Raw genomic sequence first — 15,310 nt, 5'->3', positions numbered from 1 at the left:
GGCGTTGTCCGAAATGCTTCATCGGCGCAGCACCACGACGTCTTCGGTGCGCGGGAACTCCATGCCCAGGCGGGTGCGCGCCACCTGGTCGACGCGGTTGCTTTCCGCCCAAGTGGCCTGCTCCAGCTGCAGGCGGCCGAATTCGATGTTGAGCGCGTCGCGCGCCTTCTCCAGCTTGCTCAGCTCGACGAAGGCCTGGCGGTGGTCGTGGCGGTCGCGCACGATCAGCAGCGCGGTCGCGACGTTGGCGAGCACCAGCACGGCGAGCAGGAAATAGCGGTTCATGCCGCCACCTCCGCCAGCTTCTCCGCCACCCGCAGCACCGCGCTGCGCGCGCGCGGGTTGGCGGTCAGCTCGGCCTCCCCCGCCTTCTGCGCGCCGCCGACCAGCCGCAGCGTCGGCGTGAACGCGATTTCCACCGGCATGCGCCGGTTCGCCGGCGGCGCCTTCGCGTGCTTCGCCATGAACTGCTTGACGATGCGGTCCTCCAGCGAGTGGAAGCTGATCACCGCCAGCCGGCCGCCGGGCTTCAATCGCGCCAGCGCGGCGTCGAGACCGGTTTCGAGGTCGGCCAGTTCGCGGTTGATGTGGATGCGGATCGCCTGGAAGCTGCGCGTCGCCGGATGGGTCTTGCTGTCGCCGCGCGGGCACACCTGCGCGATCAACTCGGCCAGCTGCGCGGTGCGCACGAGCGGCTGCTCGGCGCGGCGGGCGACGATCGCTCGGGCGATGCGCCGGCTCTGGCGCTCCTCGCCGTAGGTCCACAGCACGTCGGCGATCTCTTTCTCGGGCGCGCGCGCCAGCCAGTCGGCGGCGCTCTCGCCGGACTCGGGGTCCATGCGCATGTCCAGCGGGCCGTCCTTGCCGAACGAGAAGCCGCGCTCGGCCACGTCGAGCTGCGGCGAGGACACGCCCAGGTCCAGCAGCACGCCGTCGAGCCCGTCCGCCGTCGCCGGCCAGTCGGCGAGCCCGGCGAAGCTGCCGCGGCGCCAGGACAGGCGCGCGTCGGCGTCGGCCATCCGCATGGCCACCGCGATCGCGTCCGGGTCCTTGTCCATCGCCAGCAAACGCCCCTTCTCGCCAAGCCGCTGCAATACGCCGCGGGCATGCCCGCCGCGCCCGAACGTCCCGTCCAGGTAGGTTCCGTCCTCTTTCACCGCCAGACCGTCCATGACCTCGGCAAACAGCACCGGGAGGTGGGCGGACGCGATGCCCGCGCCACCGCCGCTCACAACTCGAGGCCCAGCAGGTGCTCGCCCAGTTCGGCGTCCCCGAAGGTCAACCGCACCTGTTCGTGATGGGCCTGCTCGCTCCACAGCTCGAACTTGTCGCCCACGCCCAGCAGCACCGCCTTGCGGTCGATGCCGGTGGCCGAACGCTGGCTGGCCGGCAGCGAAATCCGCCCGCTGCCGTCCGGCTCCACGAACGCCGCCGCGCCGACCAGCTTGCGCTGCAGCAGGCGGCTGTCGCTCTTGATCCGCGGCAGCGCGTTGACTTGGTCGCGCAGGCGCTCCCAGACCGCATGCGGGTACAGGTACAGGCAGCCGGCGTCGAACGGGCTGTAGGTCAGCACCAAGCGGTTGCCGCATTCACGCGCGACGAGATCCCGGTAGCTGGTCGGAATCGCCAGCCGGCCCTTGTCGTCGATGGTGATGGCGGTCTCGCCTTGGAACATGCTGCCCTTGTCGCCCCCGTCTGCTGCGGAGTTCACTCCAAGAAAACCACGTTTTTCCCGGTTTTCCCACGAAGCGCCACATTAGCAGGCAATTGACCTATGTCAACAACGTGGCCGAGGAAATTTCCCTCGACGGGTCAAGGACTTGCAAAGAACTTCAGAGACTTGTTCAAGCTTTATCCACAAGTTTATGTTCCGTCTCAATTTTTGAGATTTCGCGACACCCTTCACGCTGCCCGCCGGATGCCGCCGCGCCGGCATCGACCATGCTGCATCGCAAAAAATGAATGGCTGCGCGCCGGGCACAATGCCCGGATGTGCCTGGTCGCCCTCGCCTGGAAAACCCATCCCCGCTGGCGGCTGGTCGTGGCCGGCAACCGCGACGAACTGCACGCCCGCCCCACCGCGCCGCTGGCCGCCTGGGACGACGCCCCGGTGCTGGCCGGGCGCGACCTGCGCTCCGGCGGCACCTGGATGGGGTTGGGACCGGCGGGCCGGGTGGCGGTGGTCACCAACGTGCGCGACGGCCTGGCGCAGCCTTTCGACGGCCCGTCGCGCGGCGCGTTGCCGGTGGGGTTCCTGGGCGGCGCCGACCCCGCCACCGCCCACGCGGCCGAATTGGCGGACCGTGCGGCGCGCTACGCCCCCTTCAACCTGGTGCTGGCCGATGCCGGCGGCTGCGCCTACGTGGGCAACCATCCGGGCAGCGGCGCGCACGCGATCGCGCCGGGCGTGCACGGGCTGTCCAACGGCGCCTTCGACGCGCCCTGGCCGAAGACCCGGCGGCTGCGCGATGCCCTGCGGGAATGGGCGCTGGCCGGCGGCGACGATCCGCAGCCGCTGTGGGACGCGCTGGCCGACGAACGCATCGCGGCGGACGACGCCCTGCCCGACACCGGCGTCGGCCTGGATCTCGAACGCCGGCTTTCGCCCGCCTTCATCCGCCAGCGCGAGTACGGCACCCGCGCCAGCACGCTGATCCTGGTCGGCCACGACGGCGGCGCGCGCATCCACGAGCGCCGCTTCGGCCCGGAAGGCGTGTACGAGGGCGAGACCGTGCTGGAATTACTACCTCCTTGACGCTCTCGCAGCTGGGCTGCAGACCCCACCCCAACCTCCTACGCAAAAAGAAAGTTAAGGCGCTATGGCAACTTCAAAGCAACTATTGGGCACATGGGGAGAACAGCTTGTCACCAAATCTTGCGACTGTCCTAAATGCAAGCGTTCAAAGACCCTCAAATTGCTTCCGCCAAATTTCAAATGCGCGGATCTCATTTGCGACTTTTGCGGCTTTCTCTGTCAAGTAAAAACCATGACTGTTCCCGCGGTTTCGCCATTACCAAAGCGGATCTTGGGTGCAGCCTGGACACCACAGAAAGAACGAATGGATTCTGGCATCTACTTCCCTCTCTTCTTGGTGCTCAAAGCTGCAAACGACTACGCCATCCATTACCTGCCAACAGACTTCCAAAGCCCAGCTCTGTTCTCAGCGCGCAAGCCGCTTTCAAACACTGCACGTCGCGCAGGCTGGCAGGGCTTCATGTATGTTCTTGAGGCCCTTCCGGAAGGGGCGTTCGTACGCCTCGTGTAATCCCTAAACATTCAAGTCACCTCGCTTCGCGACGCCGCCTAACTCATGACCTTTTCCGATCTGGAAAAATCCGCCCTGCGGCTTAACGCGCTTTACGAACAGCTTGAAACCAAGCTGTATGGACGCGTCTGGAGCACGGAAGAACTTGCCCTCGGGTTCGTCGGCGACGTCGGCGACCTGGCGAAGCTGATCCAGGCGGATGCGGGCGTGCGGCAGATCGACGACTGCAAGGCGAAGCTCGGGCACGAGCTGTCGGACTGCCTCTGGTCCATCATGGTGCTTGCGCACAAGTGCGGCGTCGACCTGGAAGCGGAGTTCTCCAGGAACACCGGAGAGTTGATCGAGCATGTTTCTGGCGAGCTGGAAAAATAACGATCCACGCACGCCGACGCCGCTCCGCGGCTCGGCCCGATCCAGACAGGCAGCGGAATGCAGGCCATCGCCAACCTCGACCAGCTCCTGACCCGCATGCAGCCGGAACTCGATCCCGGCCGCTATGCGTTCGTCGCCCTGCCGCCGGGATGCGCACTCGACCCGGCGCACGTCGTCGCCTCCGTGCGCGAACCCGAAGGGCTTTCGGTCGTCGTTCCGGAACAGGTCGCCCTCGACATGGACCTGCCGATCGCGTTCAGCGCCGCCTGGATCACGCTCGCCGTGCACTCGGACCTTGCGGCCGTCGGCCTGACCGCCGCGTTCTCGCGGGCGCTCGGGCGGGCCGGGATCAGCTGCAACGTCGTGGCGGGCGTCCATCACGATCACCTGTTCGTGCCCGTCGAGCAGGCGCAGTCGGCGATGGATGCGCTTCAGGCGCTATCGCGCTCCGCGGCCTGAGGCGCGATCGCTCACGGCGCGACGATCAGGCGCCGGCGCACGGACCTTTCCACGAAAACATGGGTTGCAACGAGGTGGCGGAGCCGGCCGGTAAGCCGGGTTCTGTTCGACGCTTGCGCGCCGCGACAGTCATTCCTCTAGGCGCATCGTCACCGATACGCTCAAGCAACCTACCCGGAGACTCTGCGGGCCGCATCGACGTCTCCCTATTTGGTCTTGCTCCCGGTGGGGTTTGCCGTGCCGGTCTGTTGCCAGACTCGCGGTGCGCTCTTACCGCACCATTTCACCCTTGCCCGCATTCCACCTCGCCTTTCGGCGAGTTGGAACACTTTGCCGGACGTTCGTCCGGCAAGTGCCCCGAAGAACCGTTGGCGGTATCTTTCTGTTGCACTTTCCGTCGGCTCGCGCCGCCCAGGCGTTACCTGGCACCGTGCCCTGTGGAGCCCGGACTTTCCTCGGCACCCTTGCGGGTGACGCGACTGTCTGGCCGGCTCCGCCGATGCGTATTCTACAGGGATGCCAGCTTTGCCTCCCAAAATCGGCTTCACAGTCGCGCTCTTCTTGTTTTCAGGCGCCTTTCCTTCCGGCGTGCTGGCAGCCTCCGCATGCTTCGCCCCACCCGTCCGCGACGCATTCGACCGATCAACCAGCGTCGTGGCTGCAACGCCCCTTGCCATTTCAATAGTCAAAAGTGACGCCGGGCAGGTGCAAACCGTGATGTGGAAAGTCAACGAGAGTTGGAAAGGGAAGCACCACCAGATAAGTACGTTCACCACCCGAAACACCTGGATTGCACCAGTTGGAAAAGGCCAGCCCTGGCTTCTGTACCTGTCCGGCACAGAACCTTATCCAATCGAGGCCACCCCTTGCACGCGCAGCAGACCACTGCAAGATGCCCTGCTTGATGCGCGTGATCTATACAAACTGCTTGAAACATTACGACGAGGCGCTTGATGGCCAACTCTGGCCTGATGGCTTCAATGCAGACCGATCATTCGCTGCCGTAGAGCGCCTTGCGCGGGGCGCCGGACAGCTCTGCCGCCAGCTTCGCCGCGGTCGAGGGCGGCAGGTGTTCCTTGAGCTTCGCGTACAAGCGCAGGCCCTCCGCCACCTTGGCATCAGCATCCTCGCCCGCGCCCTGCACCAACAACACGAACTCGCCCTTGCGCTGGTCGGCGTCGGCTTCGACCTTCGCCAGCAGCTCGGCCAGGCTGCCGTCCAGCACGGTTTCGAACAGCTTGGTCAGCTCGCGCGCCAGCACCGCCGGGCGCTCGCCGCCGAACGCCTGCGCCATGTCGGCCAGCGTTTCGGCGATGCGGTGCGAGGATTCGTAGAAGATCAGCGTGCGCGGCTCGGCCACCAGGCCCTGCAAGCGCTCGCGCCGCGCCGACGCCTTCGCCGGCAGGAAGCCCTCGAACGCGAAACGGTCGCTGGGCAGCCCGGCCACGCTCAATGCCGCGATCAGCGCCGACGCGCCCGGCACCGGGCTGACCTTCACGCCCGCCGCGCGCGCCGCGCGCACCAGCCGGAAGCCGGGATCGGAGACCAGCGGCGTGCCGGCGTCGCTGACCAGCGCCAGCGATTCGCCGGCCAGCAGCCGCGCAACGAGTTTCTGCGCGATGGCGTCCTCGTTGTGCTCGTGCAGCGCCACCAGCGGCGTCGCGATGCCGAAATGCGCCAGCAGCTGGCCGCTGCGGCGGGTGTCCTCGGCGCAGATCGCCGCCGCCGCGCGCAGCGTGTCCAGCGCGCGCGGGCCGATGTCGCCGAGATTGCCGATGGGCGTGGCGACCACAAAAAGCGTTCCGGAACCCTGCATGCCTGTCTTCAACGTGTGCGCAGGTAGAATCCTAGCCGGTTCCCGAACGAGCGCCCAACCCGTGGCCCTGATGCGATCCGTCGTCCTCGTCCTGCTGCTGGCGCTGGCCGGCTGCGCCAGCACGGAAGTGCAAAAGCCGGCGCCCCTCGCCTACGCCGCCGCCACCGTGCAGGCGCAGGCGCTCGCGTCCGGCCACGCCGCGCTGTCCGGGCAGGCGCGCCGCGACAACGCCGACGCCATCGAACGCCTGCTGGCGCAGCTCGACGACGCCACCCTGGCGCGCGACGCCGCCCGCCTGCCGGCCGGCGATCCGCTCTACAACTTCGCAGGCCGCGCCTTGCAGCGGCGCGGCCTGCCGCTGCCGCACGCGTTCGACCGCGGCGACGCCAGCTTCGGCGCGGCGGATCGCCCGGCGGCCGACCGCGACGGCTACCGCCCGCCGCTGAAGGTCGGCGTGCTGCTGCCGCTGTCCGGCGCCCAGGCCGCCGCCGCCGCGGCCGTGCGCGACGGCTATCTCGCCGGCTACTACGGCGAAACCCGGCGCCGCCCGGCGCTGCGCTTCTACGACACCGCCGCCGGCGCGAAGCCGGCACTGGCGCGCGCGGCGGCCGACGGCAACGATTTCGTGGTCGGCCCGCTGGCGCGCGAGGAAGCCGACGCCCTGTTCGCCGCCGGCGAGCCGCCGGTGCCGATGCTGGCGCTCAACCGCGGCAGCCGCACGCCGCCGTCCGGCAGCGCCGCGTTCTCGCTGTCGCCGGAGGACGAAGGCATCAGCCTGGCCCAGCACCTGATCGACGAACGCCACCGCAAGCGCGTGCTGCTGATCGCCGGCGGCGAGGACACCCAGCGCCGCACCGCCGACGCCGCGCGCGCGCAGTTGGAAAGCCGCGGCGTGAAGATCGTCGCCCGCCTCGGCGTCAGCGAGCAGATGACCGACGCGCTGCGCCAGCTGGCGCAGACGGACGCACCCGACGCCGTGCTGCTGGTGCTGAAGGGGCCGCAGGCGCGGAGCGTTGCGCCGCAGCTGGCGGCCGCCGGCCTCGGCGGCGTCGACCGCCTCGCCAGTTCGCAGATCGTCTCCGGCACCGGCAAGCCCGCCGAGGACATGGCGTTGGACGGCATCGTCTTCCCCACCGAGCCCTGGCTGATCCAGCGCGTGGACGGTCTGCCCCCGCAGGCCAGCGCCGCCGCGCGGGTGAATACCGCCAAGGGCCCGGCGGCGCGGTTGTTCGCGTTCGGCTTCGACGCGTGGCGGCTGACCGCGCACCTGGAACAGCTGGCACTGGCGCCGAACGCCAGCATCGCCGGCGCCACCGGCCGGCTGAGCCTGGACGGCTTCGGCAACGTGCTGCGCCGCCCCGGCTGGTCGCGCTTCGCCGGCGGCGAGCCGGTGCCGCTGGCCGATGGCGCGCGCTGAGCCGGATCGGCGCGCCCGCGGCGACGCGGTGGAAACCGCGGCGCTGGCCTATCTCGAAGCGCGCGGCCTGCGCCTGCTGGCGCGCAACGCCAGCGCGCGCGGCGGCGAACTTGACCTGGTAATGCAGGACGGCGCGGCGCTGATGTTCGTCGAAGTGCGCTATCGCGGCAGCGATGCGTTCGGCGGCGGCGCGGCCTCGGTGGATGCCGGCAAGCGCCGCCGGCTGGTGCGTGCGGCGCAGGCGTACCTGCTGGGGCATCCCCGGCACGCCGATGCGCCCTGCCGCTTCGACGTGGTCGCCGCCAGCGGCGATCCGGCCGCGCCCGCGTTCGACTGGCTCCGCGACGCGTTCCGCGTCGACGACTGCTGAACCTATGACGCTGCCCGCCGCCCTCGCTGCCGAACTCGCCGCGCTCCTGGGCGACGGCTGGCGCACCGACGACGCCGCGCGCGAGGCGCAGGCCGGCGACGATTCGCGCCGCCACGCTCTGCCCGACGCGGTGGCGCTGCCGCGAACGCGCGAGCAGGTCGTCGCCCTCGTGCGCGCCTGCCGCGCGCATCGCATCCCCATCGTCGCGCGCGGCGCGGGCACCGGCACCACCGGCGCGGCGGTGCCGACGCTGGGCGGCATCGCGGTGTCGTTCGCGCGGATGAACCGCATCCTCGACGTCCGCGCCGCCGACCGCTGCGCGGTGGTGGAGCCCGGCGTGCTCAACGGCGAACTGCAAACCGCGCTGCAGCCGCACGGCCTGTTCTGGCCGCCGGATCCCTCCAGCGCGGAGCTGTGCAGCATCGGCGGCAACCTCGCCACCAATGCCGGCGGGCCGCGCGCGGTGAAGTACGGCGCGACCCGCGACAACGTGCTGGGCCTGGTCGCCGTCACCGGCGCGGGCGAACTGATCCGCTGCGGCGGCGCGTACACCAAGTGCTCGTCCGGCTTCGACCTCACCCGGTTGATCGTCGGCAGCGAAGGCACGCTGGCGCTGATCGTGGAAGCGACGCTGAAGCTGGCGCCGCGCCCGCAGGCGCAGGCCGGCTTGCGCGCGTTCTATCGCGACGCCGCCAGCGCCGCCGCCGCCGTCTCGCGTCTGATGGCGCAGCCGGTGGTGCCGGCGATGCTGGAGTTCATGGATCGCCGCAGCCTCGAACTATTACGCCGCAACGGCAGCGACGTGCCCGAGGCCGGCGCGATGCTGCTGGTCGAAGCCGACGGCGGCTTCGATGCCCTGCCCGACATCCTCGCCGCACTGGGCGCCGCCGCCGACGGCGATGGCCTGCTGGACATGGACGTGGCGCAGGACGGCATGGCCCGCGACCGGCTCTGGGCGGCGCGGCGCGCGCTGTCGCCGGCGCTGCGCAGCATCGCTCCGGGCAAGATCAATGAGGACGTGGTGGTGCCGGTCTCGCGCATCCCCGATCTGGTGGCGGGCGTCGAAGCGCTGGCGGACGAACACGCGCTGACCATCGTCAGCTTCGGCCATGCCGGCAATGGCAACCTGCACGTCAACATCCTCTACCACCCGGACGACGCCGACGAAACCGCGCGCGCGCGGATGGCGCTGCCGCGCATCTTCGATCTCGCGCTGGCGCTGGGCGGCGCGCTGTCCGGCGAGCACGGCATCGGCCTGTCCAAGCGCGGATTCATGGCGCGCGCCTTCGATCCCGCCACGCTGGAGGCGATGCGCGCGGTGAAGCGCGCGCTCGACCCGGACGGCATCCTCAATCCGGGCAAGCTGCTGCCGGACGTTTAAGCGTCCGATTTCACGGCCGGAGGCTGCTCCACCTGCACCGCCTGCGCACGTTCGCCCTGCCGCAGATGCTTGCCGAAGCGGAAGCCCGCCGCCGCGATCACGCAGACGCCGGCCACCACCGCCATGCCCAGCAGGATCTTCTTCGCCATCTCCGCCACCTCGTCATGAAGGTGGCGCCAGCATCTCCGGGCGACGCCGCGCGCAGCAGTGCTCGAGGTCATCGTGACCATCGACAGGGCCGCTCAGGCGAAATGCTGGTAGCCGAACTTGTTCTGCCCGATGCCGTCGCAGGCGATGCCGCTGCCTTCGACGATGCGGCCGATGCGCGTGAACGGCAGCGCCAACGTCGATGCCAGCGCCTGCACGGCTGCATGCTGCGAGACCGGCGCGGTGAAGCACAGCTCGTAATCGTCGCCGCCGGTGGCCTGGAGAACGCGCCGCGTTCCGGCATCGAACGCGGCGCGCAGCGCCACGCTGGCCGGCAGCGCATCGGCATCGATGTCCGCACCGACGCCGCTGGCCCGGCAGATGTGCGCGAGATCGGCCAGCAGGCCATCCGAAACGTCGATGCAGGCGCTGGCCAGCCCGCGCAGTTCGCGCCCGAGCTCGACGCGCGGCGTCGGCCGATCCAGCCGCGCGCGCAGGGCCGGCGTCGTCGCCTCGCCCGCCTTCCACTGCGCCAGCGCGCCGGCGGCATCGCCCAGCGTGCCGCTGATCCACACCTCGTCGCCGACCCGCGCGCCATCGCGGCGCAACGCCATGCCAGGTTCGACGATGCCATGCGCGGCGATGCCGATCGACAGCGGCCCGCGCGTGGTGTCGCCGCCGACCAGCGCGATGCCGTGCCGCTGCGCGAGCGCGAAGAAGCCGTCGCAGAAGCCATCGACGAACGCGGCATCCGCCTGCGGCAGGGTCAGCGACAGCGTGCACCACGCCGGCTGCGCGCCCATCGCGGCGAGGTCGGAGAGATTGACCGCCAGCGCCTTCCAGCCGACGTCGGCAGGCGCGGTCTCGGGCGGGAAATGCACGCCCGCGTTGAGCGTGTCCATGGTCGTCGCCAGTTGCATGCCGGGCGGCGGCGCCAGCAAGGCGCAGTCGTCGCCGATGCCCAGCACCACGTCGTCGCGCGATGCGACGCGCTGGCGGATGCGGGCGATCAGGTCGAACTCACCTTGCGACATGTCTTTTGCTCGTCATTCCCGCGAATGCTCGTCATTCCCGCGAAGGCGGGCATCTTTCGCAGACCTTGTGTCTGTGTATCCAACGTCTTCAGGTTTCAGGGTCGTCTTGGCTGCACGAAAGACGCTGGATTGGACAGCCATTCGGCTGTCAGAAGCGGCCCGCCTTCGCGGGAATGACGGCGCTGTTGCCTGTTCGCTTCCACACCGCGTAATGACGGGGCGAAGTTATTTCTTCGCTTCCACACCACGCAGCGCCGCAGCCGCCTTGTCCAGCACGCCGTTGACGTAGGTATGCCCATGCTCGGAACCGAAGCGCTTGGTCGAATCGATCGCCTCGTTGATGACCACGCGGTACGGCACGTCCGGACGATGCGTCAGCTCGTAGGCGGCGATGCGCAGCGCGGCGCGCTCGATCTGGTCGACTTCCTCGATGCCGCGATCCAGGTGCCCGGCCAGAGCCGCGTCCAATTCGGCGACGTGGCGCAGCACGCCGCGCACCAGGTCCTCGAAGTATTCAAGATCAGCCACTTCATGCGCCTGCTCGTGGGCGAACTGCGCGATCAGCGCGCGTTCCTCGGCGTGGTTGATCTGCCAGGCGTAGATCGCCTGCAAGGCGCGCCGGCGCGAGCGCGAGCGGGCCACGGGGTCGATGCCGTCGGGACGGCGGCGGAGATGGGGATGGTGAGGATTGTTCATGCTTGCTCCTGCAGCTTGCGGCGCAGGTCGGCTATTTCGATCGCCACCAGCGCCGCCTCTTCGCCCTTGTTGCCATGGCTGCCGCCGGCTCGCGCCAGCGCATCCTCGAACCGTTCCACCGCCAGCACGCCGTTCATCACCGGCACGCCGGTGTCCAGCGCGACGCGCATCAGGCCGTCGGACGCGCCGTCGGCCACCTGCTCGTAGTGCCGCGTGTCGCCGCGCACCACACAGCCCAGCGCGACGATGGCGGCATGCCGGCCGGCGTGCGCGAGGTCGCGCGCGGCCATCGGCAGCTCCCATGCGCCGGGCACGCGCACCACGTCGATGGCGGCTTCCGCCACGCCGTTGGCGAAGAAGGTCGCGCGCGCGGACTCGACCAGCGCATCGACGATGCGCGGGTTCCAGCGGCTGGCGAGGATCGCGAACCGCGCGTCCGGGTGGATGCGCAGGTCGCCTTCGTGATGCGGCATCGGCGTGCGGCGAGGTGATGGGTTGCGCAGTTTACCGCGCCGGCAGCACCACGTATTCCACCACCTCCAGCCCGTAGCCGGCCAGGCCGACCTGCCGGCGCGGCTTGCCGAGCACGCGCAGGTGGCGCGCGCCGAGGTCCGCGAGGATCTGGGAGCCCGCGCCGTTGCGCCGCCACTGCGCCAGCGCGCCGGCCTTGCTGGCGGGCGGCACCGGCTGTTCGCGGATGCGCGCGAGCGTCGCCTCCGCATCCGGCGCGTCGCCCAGCAGCACCAGCGCGCCGCGACCTTCGCGGTCGATCATCGCCAGCACGTCGCCGACCAGCGGGCCGAAATCGTCGCGCCGCCAGTGCAGCGCGTCGGCCAGCGGGTTCTGCTGCTGCACGCGCACCAGCACGGGATCGTCTCCCGCCACCTCACCGCGCACCAGCGCGTAGTGCAGGCCGCGGGTGAGGCGGTCGCGGTAGGTATGCAGCAGGAAGCGGCCGTGGTCGGTATCGATCTCGCGGCTGTCGATGCGCTCGACGGTGTGCTCGGTTTCGAGGCGATGGCGGATCAGGTCTTCGATCGAACCGATCTTCAGTCCGTGCTCGCGCGCGAACGCCTCCAGCTCCGGGCGGCGCGCCATCGTGCCGTCGGCGTTGAGGATCTCCACCAGCACGCCGGCCGGCTCGAAGCCCGCCAGCAGCGCCAGGTCCGACGCCGCCTCGGTATGGCCGGCGCGCGACAGCACGCCGCCGGGCTGCGCGGTCAGCGGGAAGATGTGGCCGGGCTGGCTGAGGTCGGACGGCTTGGCGTCCGGCCGCACGGCGGTGCGCACGGTATGCGCGCGGTCGTAGGCGCTGATGCCGGTGGTCACGCCTTCGGCCGCCTCGATGCTGACGGTGAAGTTGGTGTGGTGCGGCGAGGTGTTGTCGCGCACCATCGGATTGAGGCCGAGCTGCGCGCAGCGCTCGCGGGTCAGCGACAGGCAGACCAGCCCGCGCGCATGCGTGACCATGAAATTGATGTCGGACGGCCGCACCAGCTCGGCGGCCATGATCAGGTCGCCCTCGTTCTCGCGGTCTTCGTCGTCGACCACCACGATCATGCGCCCGGCGCGCAGTTCGTCCAGCAGTTCCGGGATGCTCGCGAAGCTCATGTCCAGTCCCTCGTTGCCTGCAACCGTTCGGCGTAGCGCGCCAGCAGGTCGACTTCGATGTTGACCGCATCGCCCGGTTGCAGCGCGCGGAAGGCGGTGTGTTCCACCGTATGCGGGATCAGCGCGACCTCGAAGCCGGCGGCGTCCGCCGCGTTCACGGTCAGGCTGACGCCGTCCACGCAGACCGAGCCCTTCTGCGCGATGTAGCGCAACAGCGGCTTCGGCGTCGCGAAGCGCCAGCGCACCGCGCGCGCGTCGTCCCAGCGGCGTTCGGCGGTCGCCAATCCGTCCACGTGGCCGCTGACCAGATGGCCGCCGAGACGGTCGCTGGGGCGCATCGCCCGCTCCAGGTTGAGCGGCGCGCCGAGCGGCAGGCGGCCCAGCGTGGTCAGCGCCAGCGTTTCGTTGGAGGCGTCGACCGCGAAGCTGCGCGCGTCGAAGTCCACCACGGTCAGGCAGCAGCCGTTGACCGCGATGCTTTCGCCCAGCCGCACGCCGTCGAACGGCAGGGTGCCGACGCCGATGACCAGGCGCGCGTCGCCGCCGCGGGTTTCGCGCGAAGCCAACGCGCCGACGCCTTCGATGAGTCCTGTGAACATGTCGCGTTTCCCGCATGCATGGAACATGGAACGGGAAACGCCCGCAGGGCGTGCGCAGGCGCGTGGCCGGGCCGCGCGCTGCGTCGTCTTCTTTCATCCGGACTGTGACCGTCGGCTCCGGCATTCGACCGGATCTGCTGACCTTCCGCCGTCCCGGCCGGAAGCGCTCGCGGGCTCGCGCGTCGCCCATCGAGAGAGGGGATGCCGCGCCTACCGCCGGTGGGGAATCTCACCCCGCCCTGAAGACGTTTCGAGTTGTGTGCCGGCGAACCGGCGCCGCGCATTCTAGCATCCGGGGAAACCAGGCCGATCCGGCTCAGGCGGGCTTCGCGAACGCGTGCACGAACAAGGGCCAGCGCACCGTGCGCGTGCGCTCCGGATCGCCCCAGGCCACCGCCAGCGCCGCGGCGTGCAGTGCGACCGCATCCTCGCCGGTGCGCTCGCGATGGCGCCTGGTCGCGGAGTAGCTGGCGTAATAGCCGAGCAGGCGCGACAGCGGCCACTGCGCGCGCAGCTCCAGCGCCGGCGCTTCGATCCGCGCGAACGGAAACGCGAACGAGGCGTAGCCTTGGTCGATGAACGCTCGCTCCGGCGGCCAGTCGTCGCGGATGCGCATCTGCAACGCGGCATTGGCGACGGCGACGTCGTCCTCGACCACGATGTCCTGGTAGCCCCACGCCACCAGCACGCCGCCGGGTTTCAGCACGCGCGCGCATTCGGCGAAGAAGGCGGCGCGTTCGAACCAGTGCAGCGCCTGCGCCACGCAAACCGCATCGGCGCTGGCGTCGGGCAGGCCACAGCGCTCGGCGGGTTCGACGGCGAACGTCACGTTGCCGAGCGCGGGCGCCCGCGCGATCTGCGCCGCGCTCGGATCGGAGGCATGGACATGAGCGAAGCGCGCGGCTAGGTCGCGCGTCGCCTGGCCGCTGCCGCAGCCGGCTTCCCAGCACAGCCCGGCGGCCGGCGCGACCGCCGCGATCCAGTCGAACAGCGCCTGCGGATATTCGGGACGCGCGGCGGCGTAGTCGCCGGCCACGGCGGAGAAATGGTCCTTGAACGCGGCCCTGGGCGCCGCGTCGCTCATGCGGCCTGCGGGCGCAGCAGCAGGCGCTGGTCGTCACCGATGCGGCGGTTGTCGACCACGCGCATCTTCAGGCGCTCGGTCATCGCATCGATGTGCAGGCCGTCGAACAGCGGCCGGGCGCGCTCGCCCAGCAGCACCGGCGCGACGTACAGCAGCAGTTCGTCCACCAGCCCGGCGGACAGGAACCCGCCCGCGAGCGTGGCGCCCGCTTCCAGCTGCACCTCGTTGATGCCTCGCGCGGCCAGCAATTCCAGCACCGCGACGAGGTCGAAGCGTCCGCCCCGCACCGCCACCGCGACGCGCTCGGCCTCCATCGCGCGCGGCGGCTTGGCGTCCGGCGCGTGCATGTACAGCGTCGGCGCATCGCCCTCGCGCACGCGGCCGCGCGCCACCGTCGCCAGGCCGGGATCCAGCACCACCCGCAGCGGCGGCAGGAACTCCTCGCCCTGCTCCAGCCGCACGGTCAGCTGCGGATCGTCGGCCAGCACCGTGCCGGCCCGGTCATCAGCGCGCCGCAGCGCGCGCGCCAGGCGTGCACGTCGCGGCGCGAGGCTTCGCCGCTGATCCATTTGGAATCGCCGGAAGCCATCGCGGTGCGGCCGTCCAGGCTCATCGCCAGCTTGACCCGCAGCCACGGCCGGCCGCGCTCCACCCGCGCCAGGAAGCCGCGGTTGAGCTCGCGCGCCTGCGCTTCCATCAATCCATGCTCGACCACGATGCCGGCCGCGCGCAGCGTCTCGAAGCCGGCGCCGTCGACCTTCGGGAACGGGTCGCGCATCGCCGCCACCACCCGCGACACGCCGGCGGCGATCAGCGCGTCCGCGCACGGGCCGGTGCTGCCGGTATGCGCGCATGGCTCCAGGGTGACGTAGGCGGTGGCGCCCCTGGCGCGCTCGCCGGCGGCCTGCAGCGCGAACACTTCCGCGTGCGGCCCGCCCTTGCGCTGGTGCCAGCCTTCGCCCACCACCTCGCCGTCGCGGGCGATCACGCAGCCGACCATCGGGTTGGGCCGCGCGGTGTAGGCACCGCGCTCGGCCAGGCGCAGCGCGCGCGCCATC

General features: G+C 70.3%; 19 protein-coding genes, 1 other RNA gene, 1 pseudogene and 1 riboswitch. Of the genes and pseudogenes, 8 read left to right on the top strand and 13 right to left on the bottom strand.

Annotation, left to right across the window (positions count from 1 at the left end):
• Positions 1-18: 18 nt before the first annotated feature.
• The 3 genes from ftsL to mraZ are packed head-to-tail and all read right to left on the bottom strand — an operon-like array spanning position 19 to position 1,675.
• On the bottom strand, positions 19-285 hold the full coding sequence (gene ftsL / locus H9L17_RS10680; RefSeq protein ID WP_187569435.1) for a cell division protein FtsL: 267 nt from the start codon (positions 283-285) through the stop codon (positions 19-21).
• Positions 282-1,172, bottom strand: a complete 891-nt coding sequence (rsmH, locus tag H9L17_RS10675; RefSeq protein ID WP_187571942.1) for a 16S rRNA (cytosine(1402)-N(4))-methyltransferase RsmH — start codon at positions 1,170-1,172, stop codon at positions 282-284. Before rsmH ends, ftsL begins: the two co-directional genes overlap by 4 nt.
• Before the next feature lie 56 nt (positions 1,173-1,228).
• Complete coding sequence (mraZ, locus tag H9L17_RS10670; RefSeq protein WP_187569434.1) at positions 1,229-1,675, bottom strand: division/cell wall cluster transcriptional repressor MraZ; 447 nt, start codon at positions 1,673-1,675, stop codon at positions 1,229-1,231.
• A gap of 315 nt (positions 1,676-1,990) precedes the next feature.
• Between mraZ and H9L17_RS10665 the strand changes: the two genes are divergently transcribed.
• The 4 genes from H9L17_RS10665 (at position 1,991) to H9L17_RS10650 (ending at position 4,097) form a co-directional block, all read left to right on the top strand.
• Positions 1,991-2,755, top strand: a complete 765-nt coding sequence (locus tag H9L17_RS10665) for an NRDE family protein (protein ID WP_187569433.1) — start codon at positions 1,991-1,993, stop codon at positions 2,753-2,755.
• Between the two features lie 64 nt (positions 2,756-2,819).
• Positions 2,820-3,266 (top strand): DpnI domain-containing protein, encoded by a 447-nt coding sequence (locus H9L17_RS10660; RefSeq protein ID WP_187569432.1) that lies wholly within the window; start codon positions 2,820-2,822, stop codon positions 3,264-3,266.
• A 45-nt stretch (positions 3,267-3,311) separates the two neighbouring features.
• Complete coding sequence (locus H9L17_RS10655; protein WP_187569431.1) at positions 3,312-3,638, top strand: nucleoside triphosphate pyrophosphohydrolase family protein; 327 nt, start codon at positions 3,312-3,314, stop codon at positions 3,636-3,638.
• A gap of 57 nt (positions 3,639-3,695) precedes the next feature.
• Positions 3,696-4,097: an ACT domain-containing protein gene (locus H9L17_RS10650; protein ID WP_187569430.1), complete on the top strand. Its 402-nt coding sequence runs from the start codon at positions 3,696-3,698 to the stop codon at positions 4,095-4,097.
• Positions 4,098-4,172: 75 nt separating this feature from the next.
• Here H9L17_RS10650 and rnpB read toward each other — a convergent pair.
• Positions 4,173-4,592: RNase P RNA component class A (gene rnpB, locus H9L17_RS10645), an RNA gene on the bottom strand.
• Positions 4,593-4,622: 30 nt separating this feature from the next.
• Between rnpB and H9L17_RS10640 the strand changes: the two genes are divergently transcribed.
• Entirely contained in the window at positions 4,623-5,051 is a 429-nt protein-coding gene (locus H9L17_RS10640; protein ID WP_187569429.1) for a hypothetical protein, read from the top strand.
• 37 nt (positions 5,052-5,088) lie between these two features.
• Here H9L17_RS10640 and rsmI read toward each other — a convergent pair whose 3' ends face one another.
• Positions 5,089-5,913, bottom strand: coding sequence for a 16S rRNA (cytidine(1402)-2'-O)-methyltransferase (gene rsmI / locus H9L17_RS10635; RefSeq protein WP_187569428.1), 825 nt, complete (start codon positions 5,911-5,913; stop codon positions 5,089-5,091).
• Between the two features lie 70 nt (positions 5,914-5,983).
• Between rsmI and H9L17_RS10630 the strand changes: the two genes are divergently transcribed.
• The 3 genes from H9L17_RS10630 to H9L17_RS10620 are packed head-to-tail and all read left to right on the top strand — an operon-like array spanning position 5,984 to position 9,081.
• Complete coding sequence (locus H9L17_RS10630; protein WP_187569427.1) at positions 5,984-7,330, top strand: penicillin-binding protein activator; 1,347 nt, start codon at positions 5,984-5,986, stop codon at positions 7,328-7,330.
• Complete coding sequence (locus H9L17_RS10625) at positions 7,317-7,700, top strand: YraN family protein (RefSeq protein ID WP_187569426.1); 384 nt, start codon at positions 7,317-7,319, stop codon at positions 7,698-7,700. Before H9L17_RS10630 ends, H9L17_RS10625 begins: the two co-directional genes overlap by 14 nt.
• Positions 7,701-7,704: 4 nt before the next feature.
• Positions 7,705-9,081 carry an FAD-binding oxidoreductase gene (locus H9L17_RS10620; RefSeq protein ID WP_187569425.1) on the top strand — a complete coding sequence of 459 codons (1,377 nt, stop codon included), beginning with the start codon at positions 7,705-7,707 and terminating at the stop codon, positions 9,079-9,081.
• Here the strand turns inward: H9L17_RS10620 and H9L17_RS10615 are convergent.
• The 8 genes and pseudogenes from H9L17_RS10615 to ribD form a co-directional block, all read right to left on the bottom strand.
• Positions 9,078-9,230 (bottom strand): hypothetical protein, encoded by a 153-nt coding sequence (locus H9L17_RS10615; RefSeq protein WP_187569424.1) that lies wholly within the window; start codon positions 9,228-9,230, stop codon positions 9,078-9,080. The genes H9L17_RS10620 and H9L17_RS10615 overlap by 4 nt on opposite strands.
• A gap of 93 nt (positions 9,231-9,323) precedes the next feature.
• Positions 9,324-10,262 carry a thiamine-phosphate kinase gene (thiL, locus tag H9L17_RS10610; RefSeq protein WP_187569423.1) on the bottom strand — a complete coding sequence of 313 codons (939 nt, stop codon included), beginning with the start codon at positions 10,260-10,262 and terminating at the stop codon, positions 9,324-9,326.
• A 225-nt stretch (positions 10,263-10,487) separates the two neighbouring features.
• On the bottom strand, positions 10,488-10,958 hold the full coding sequence (gene nusB, locus H9L17_RS10605) for a transcription antitermination factor NusB (protein WP_187569422.1): 471 nt from the start codon (positions 10,956-10,958) through the stop codon (positions 10,488-10,490).
• The gene (gene ribH, locus H9L17_RS10600) at positions 10,955-11,431 is read right to left on the bottom strand and encodes a 6,7-dimethyl-8-ribityllumazine synthase (RefSeq protein ID WP_187569421.1); all 477 of its coding nucleotides are present in this window, start codon (positions 11,429-11,431) and stop codon (positions 10,955-10,957) included. The genes nusB and ribH overlap by 4 nt, the downstream gene beginning before the upstream one ends.
• A 31-nt stretch (positions 11,432-11,462) precedes the next feature.
• A complete protein-coding gene (gene ribB / locus H9L17_RS10595) occupies positions 11,463-12,569 on the bottom strand; it encodes a 3,4-dihydroxy-2-butanone-4-phosphate synthase (RefSeq protein ID WP_187569420.1) in 1,107 nt (368 codons plus the stop codon).
• Positions 12,566-13,168, bottom strand: a complete 603-nt coding sequence (locus H9L17_RS10590; RefSeq protein WP_187569419.1) for a riboflavin synthase — start codon at positions 13,166-13,168, stop codon at positions 12,566-12,568. Before H9L17_RS10590 ends, ribB begins: the two co-directional genes overlap by 4 nt.
• A gap of 81 nt (positions 13,169-13,249) precedes the next feature.
• Positions 13,250-13,419: riboswitch (FMN riboswitch) on the bottom strand.
• Positions 13,420-13,484: 65 nt separating this feature from the next.
• Positions 13,485-14,252 (bottom strand): class I SAM-dependent methyltransferase, encoded by a 768-nt coding sequence (locus H9L17_RS10585; RefSeq protein ID WP_187569418.1) that lies wholly within the window; start codon positions 14,250-14,252, stop codon positions 13,485-13,487.
• Positions 14,249-15,309, bottom strand: a pseudogene (gene ribD / locus H9L17_RS10580) (bifunctional diaminohydroxyphosphoribosylaminopyrimidine deaminase/5-amino-6-(5-phosphoribosylamino)uracil reductase RibD). The gene H9L17_RS10585 and the pseudogene ribD overlap by 4 nt, the downstream one beginning before the upstream one ends.
• Position 15,310: the final 1 nt, after the last annotated feature.

Source organism: Thermomonas brevis (genome assembly GCF_014395425.1).
GTDB lineage: Bacteria > Pseudomonadota > Gammaproteobacteria > Xanthomonadales > Xanthomonadaceae > Thermomonas > Thermomonas brevis.
Note: the sequence above shows the minus strand (reverse complement) of the source record. Positions and strands in the feature narration are given on the sequence as shown.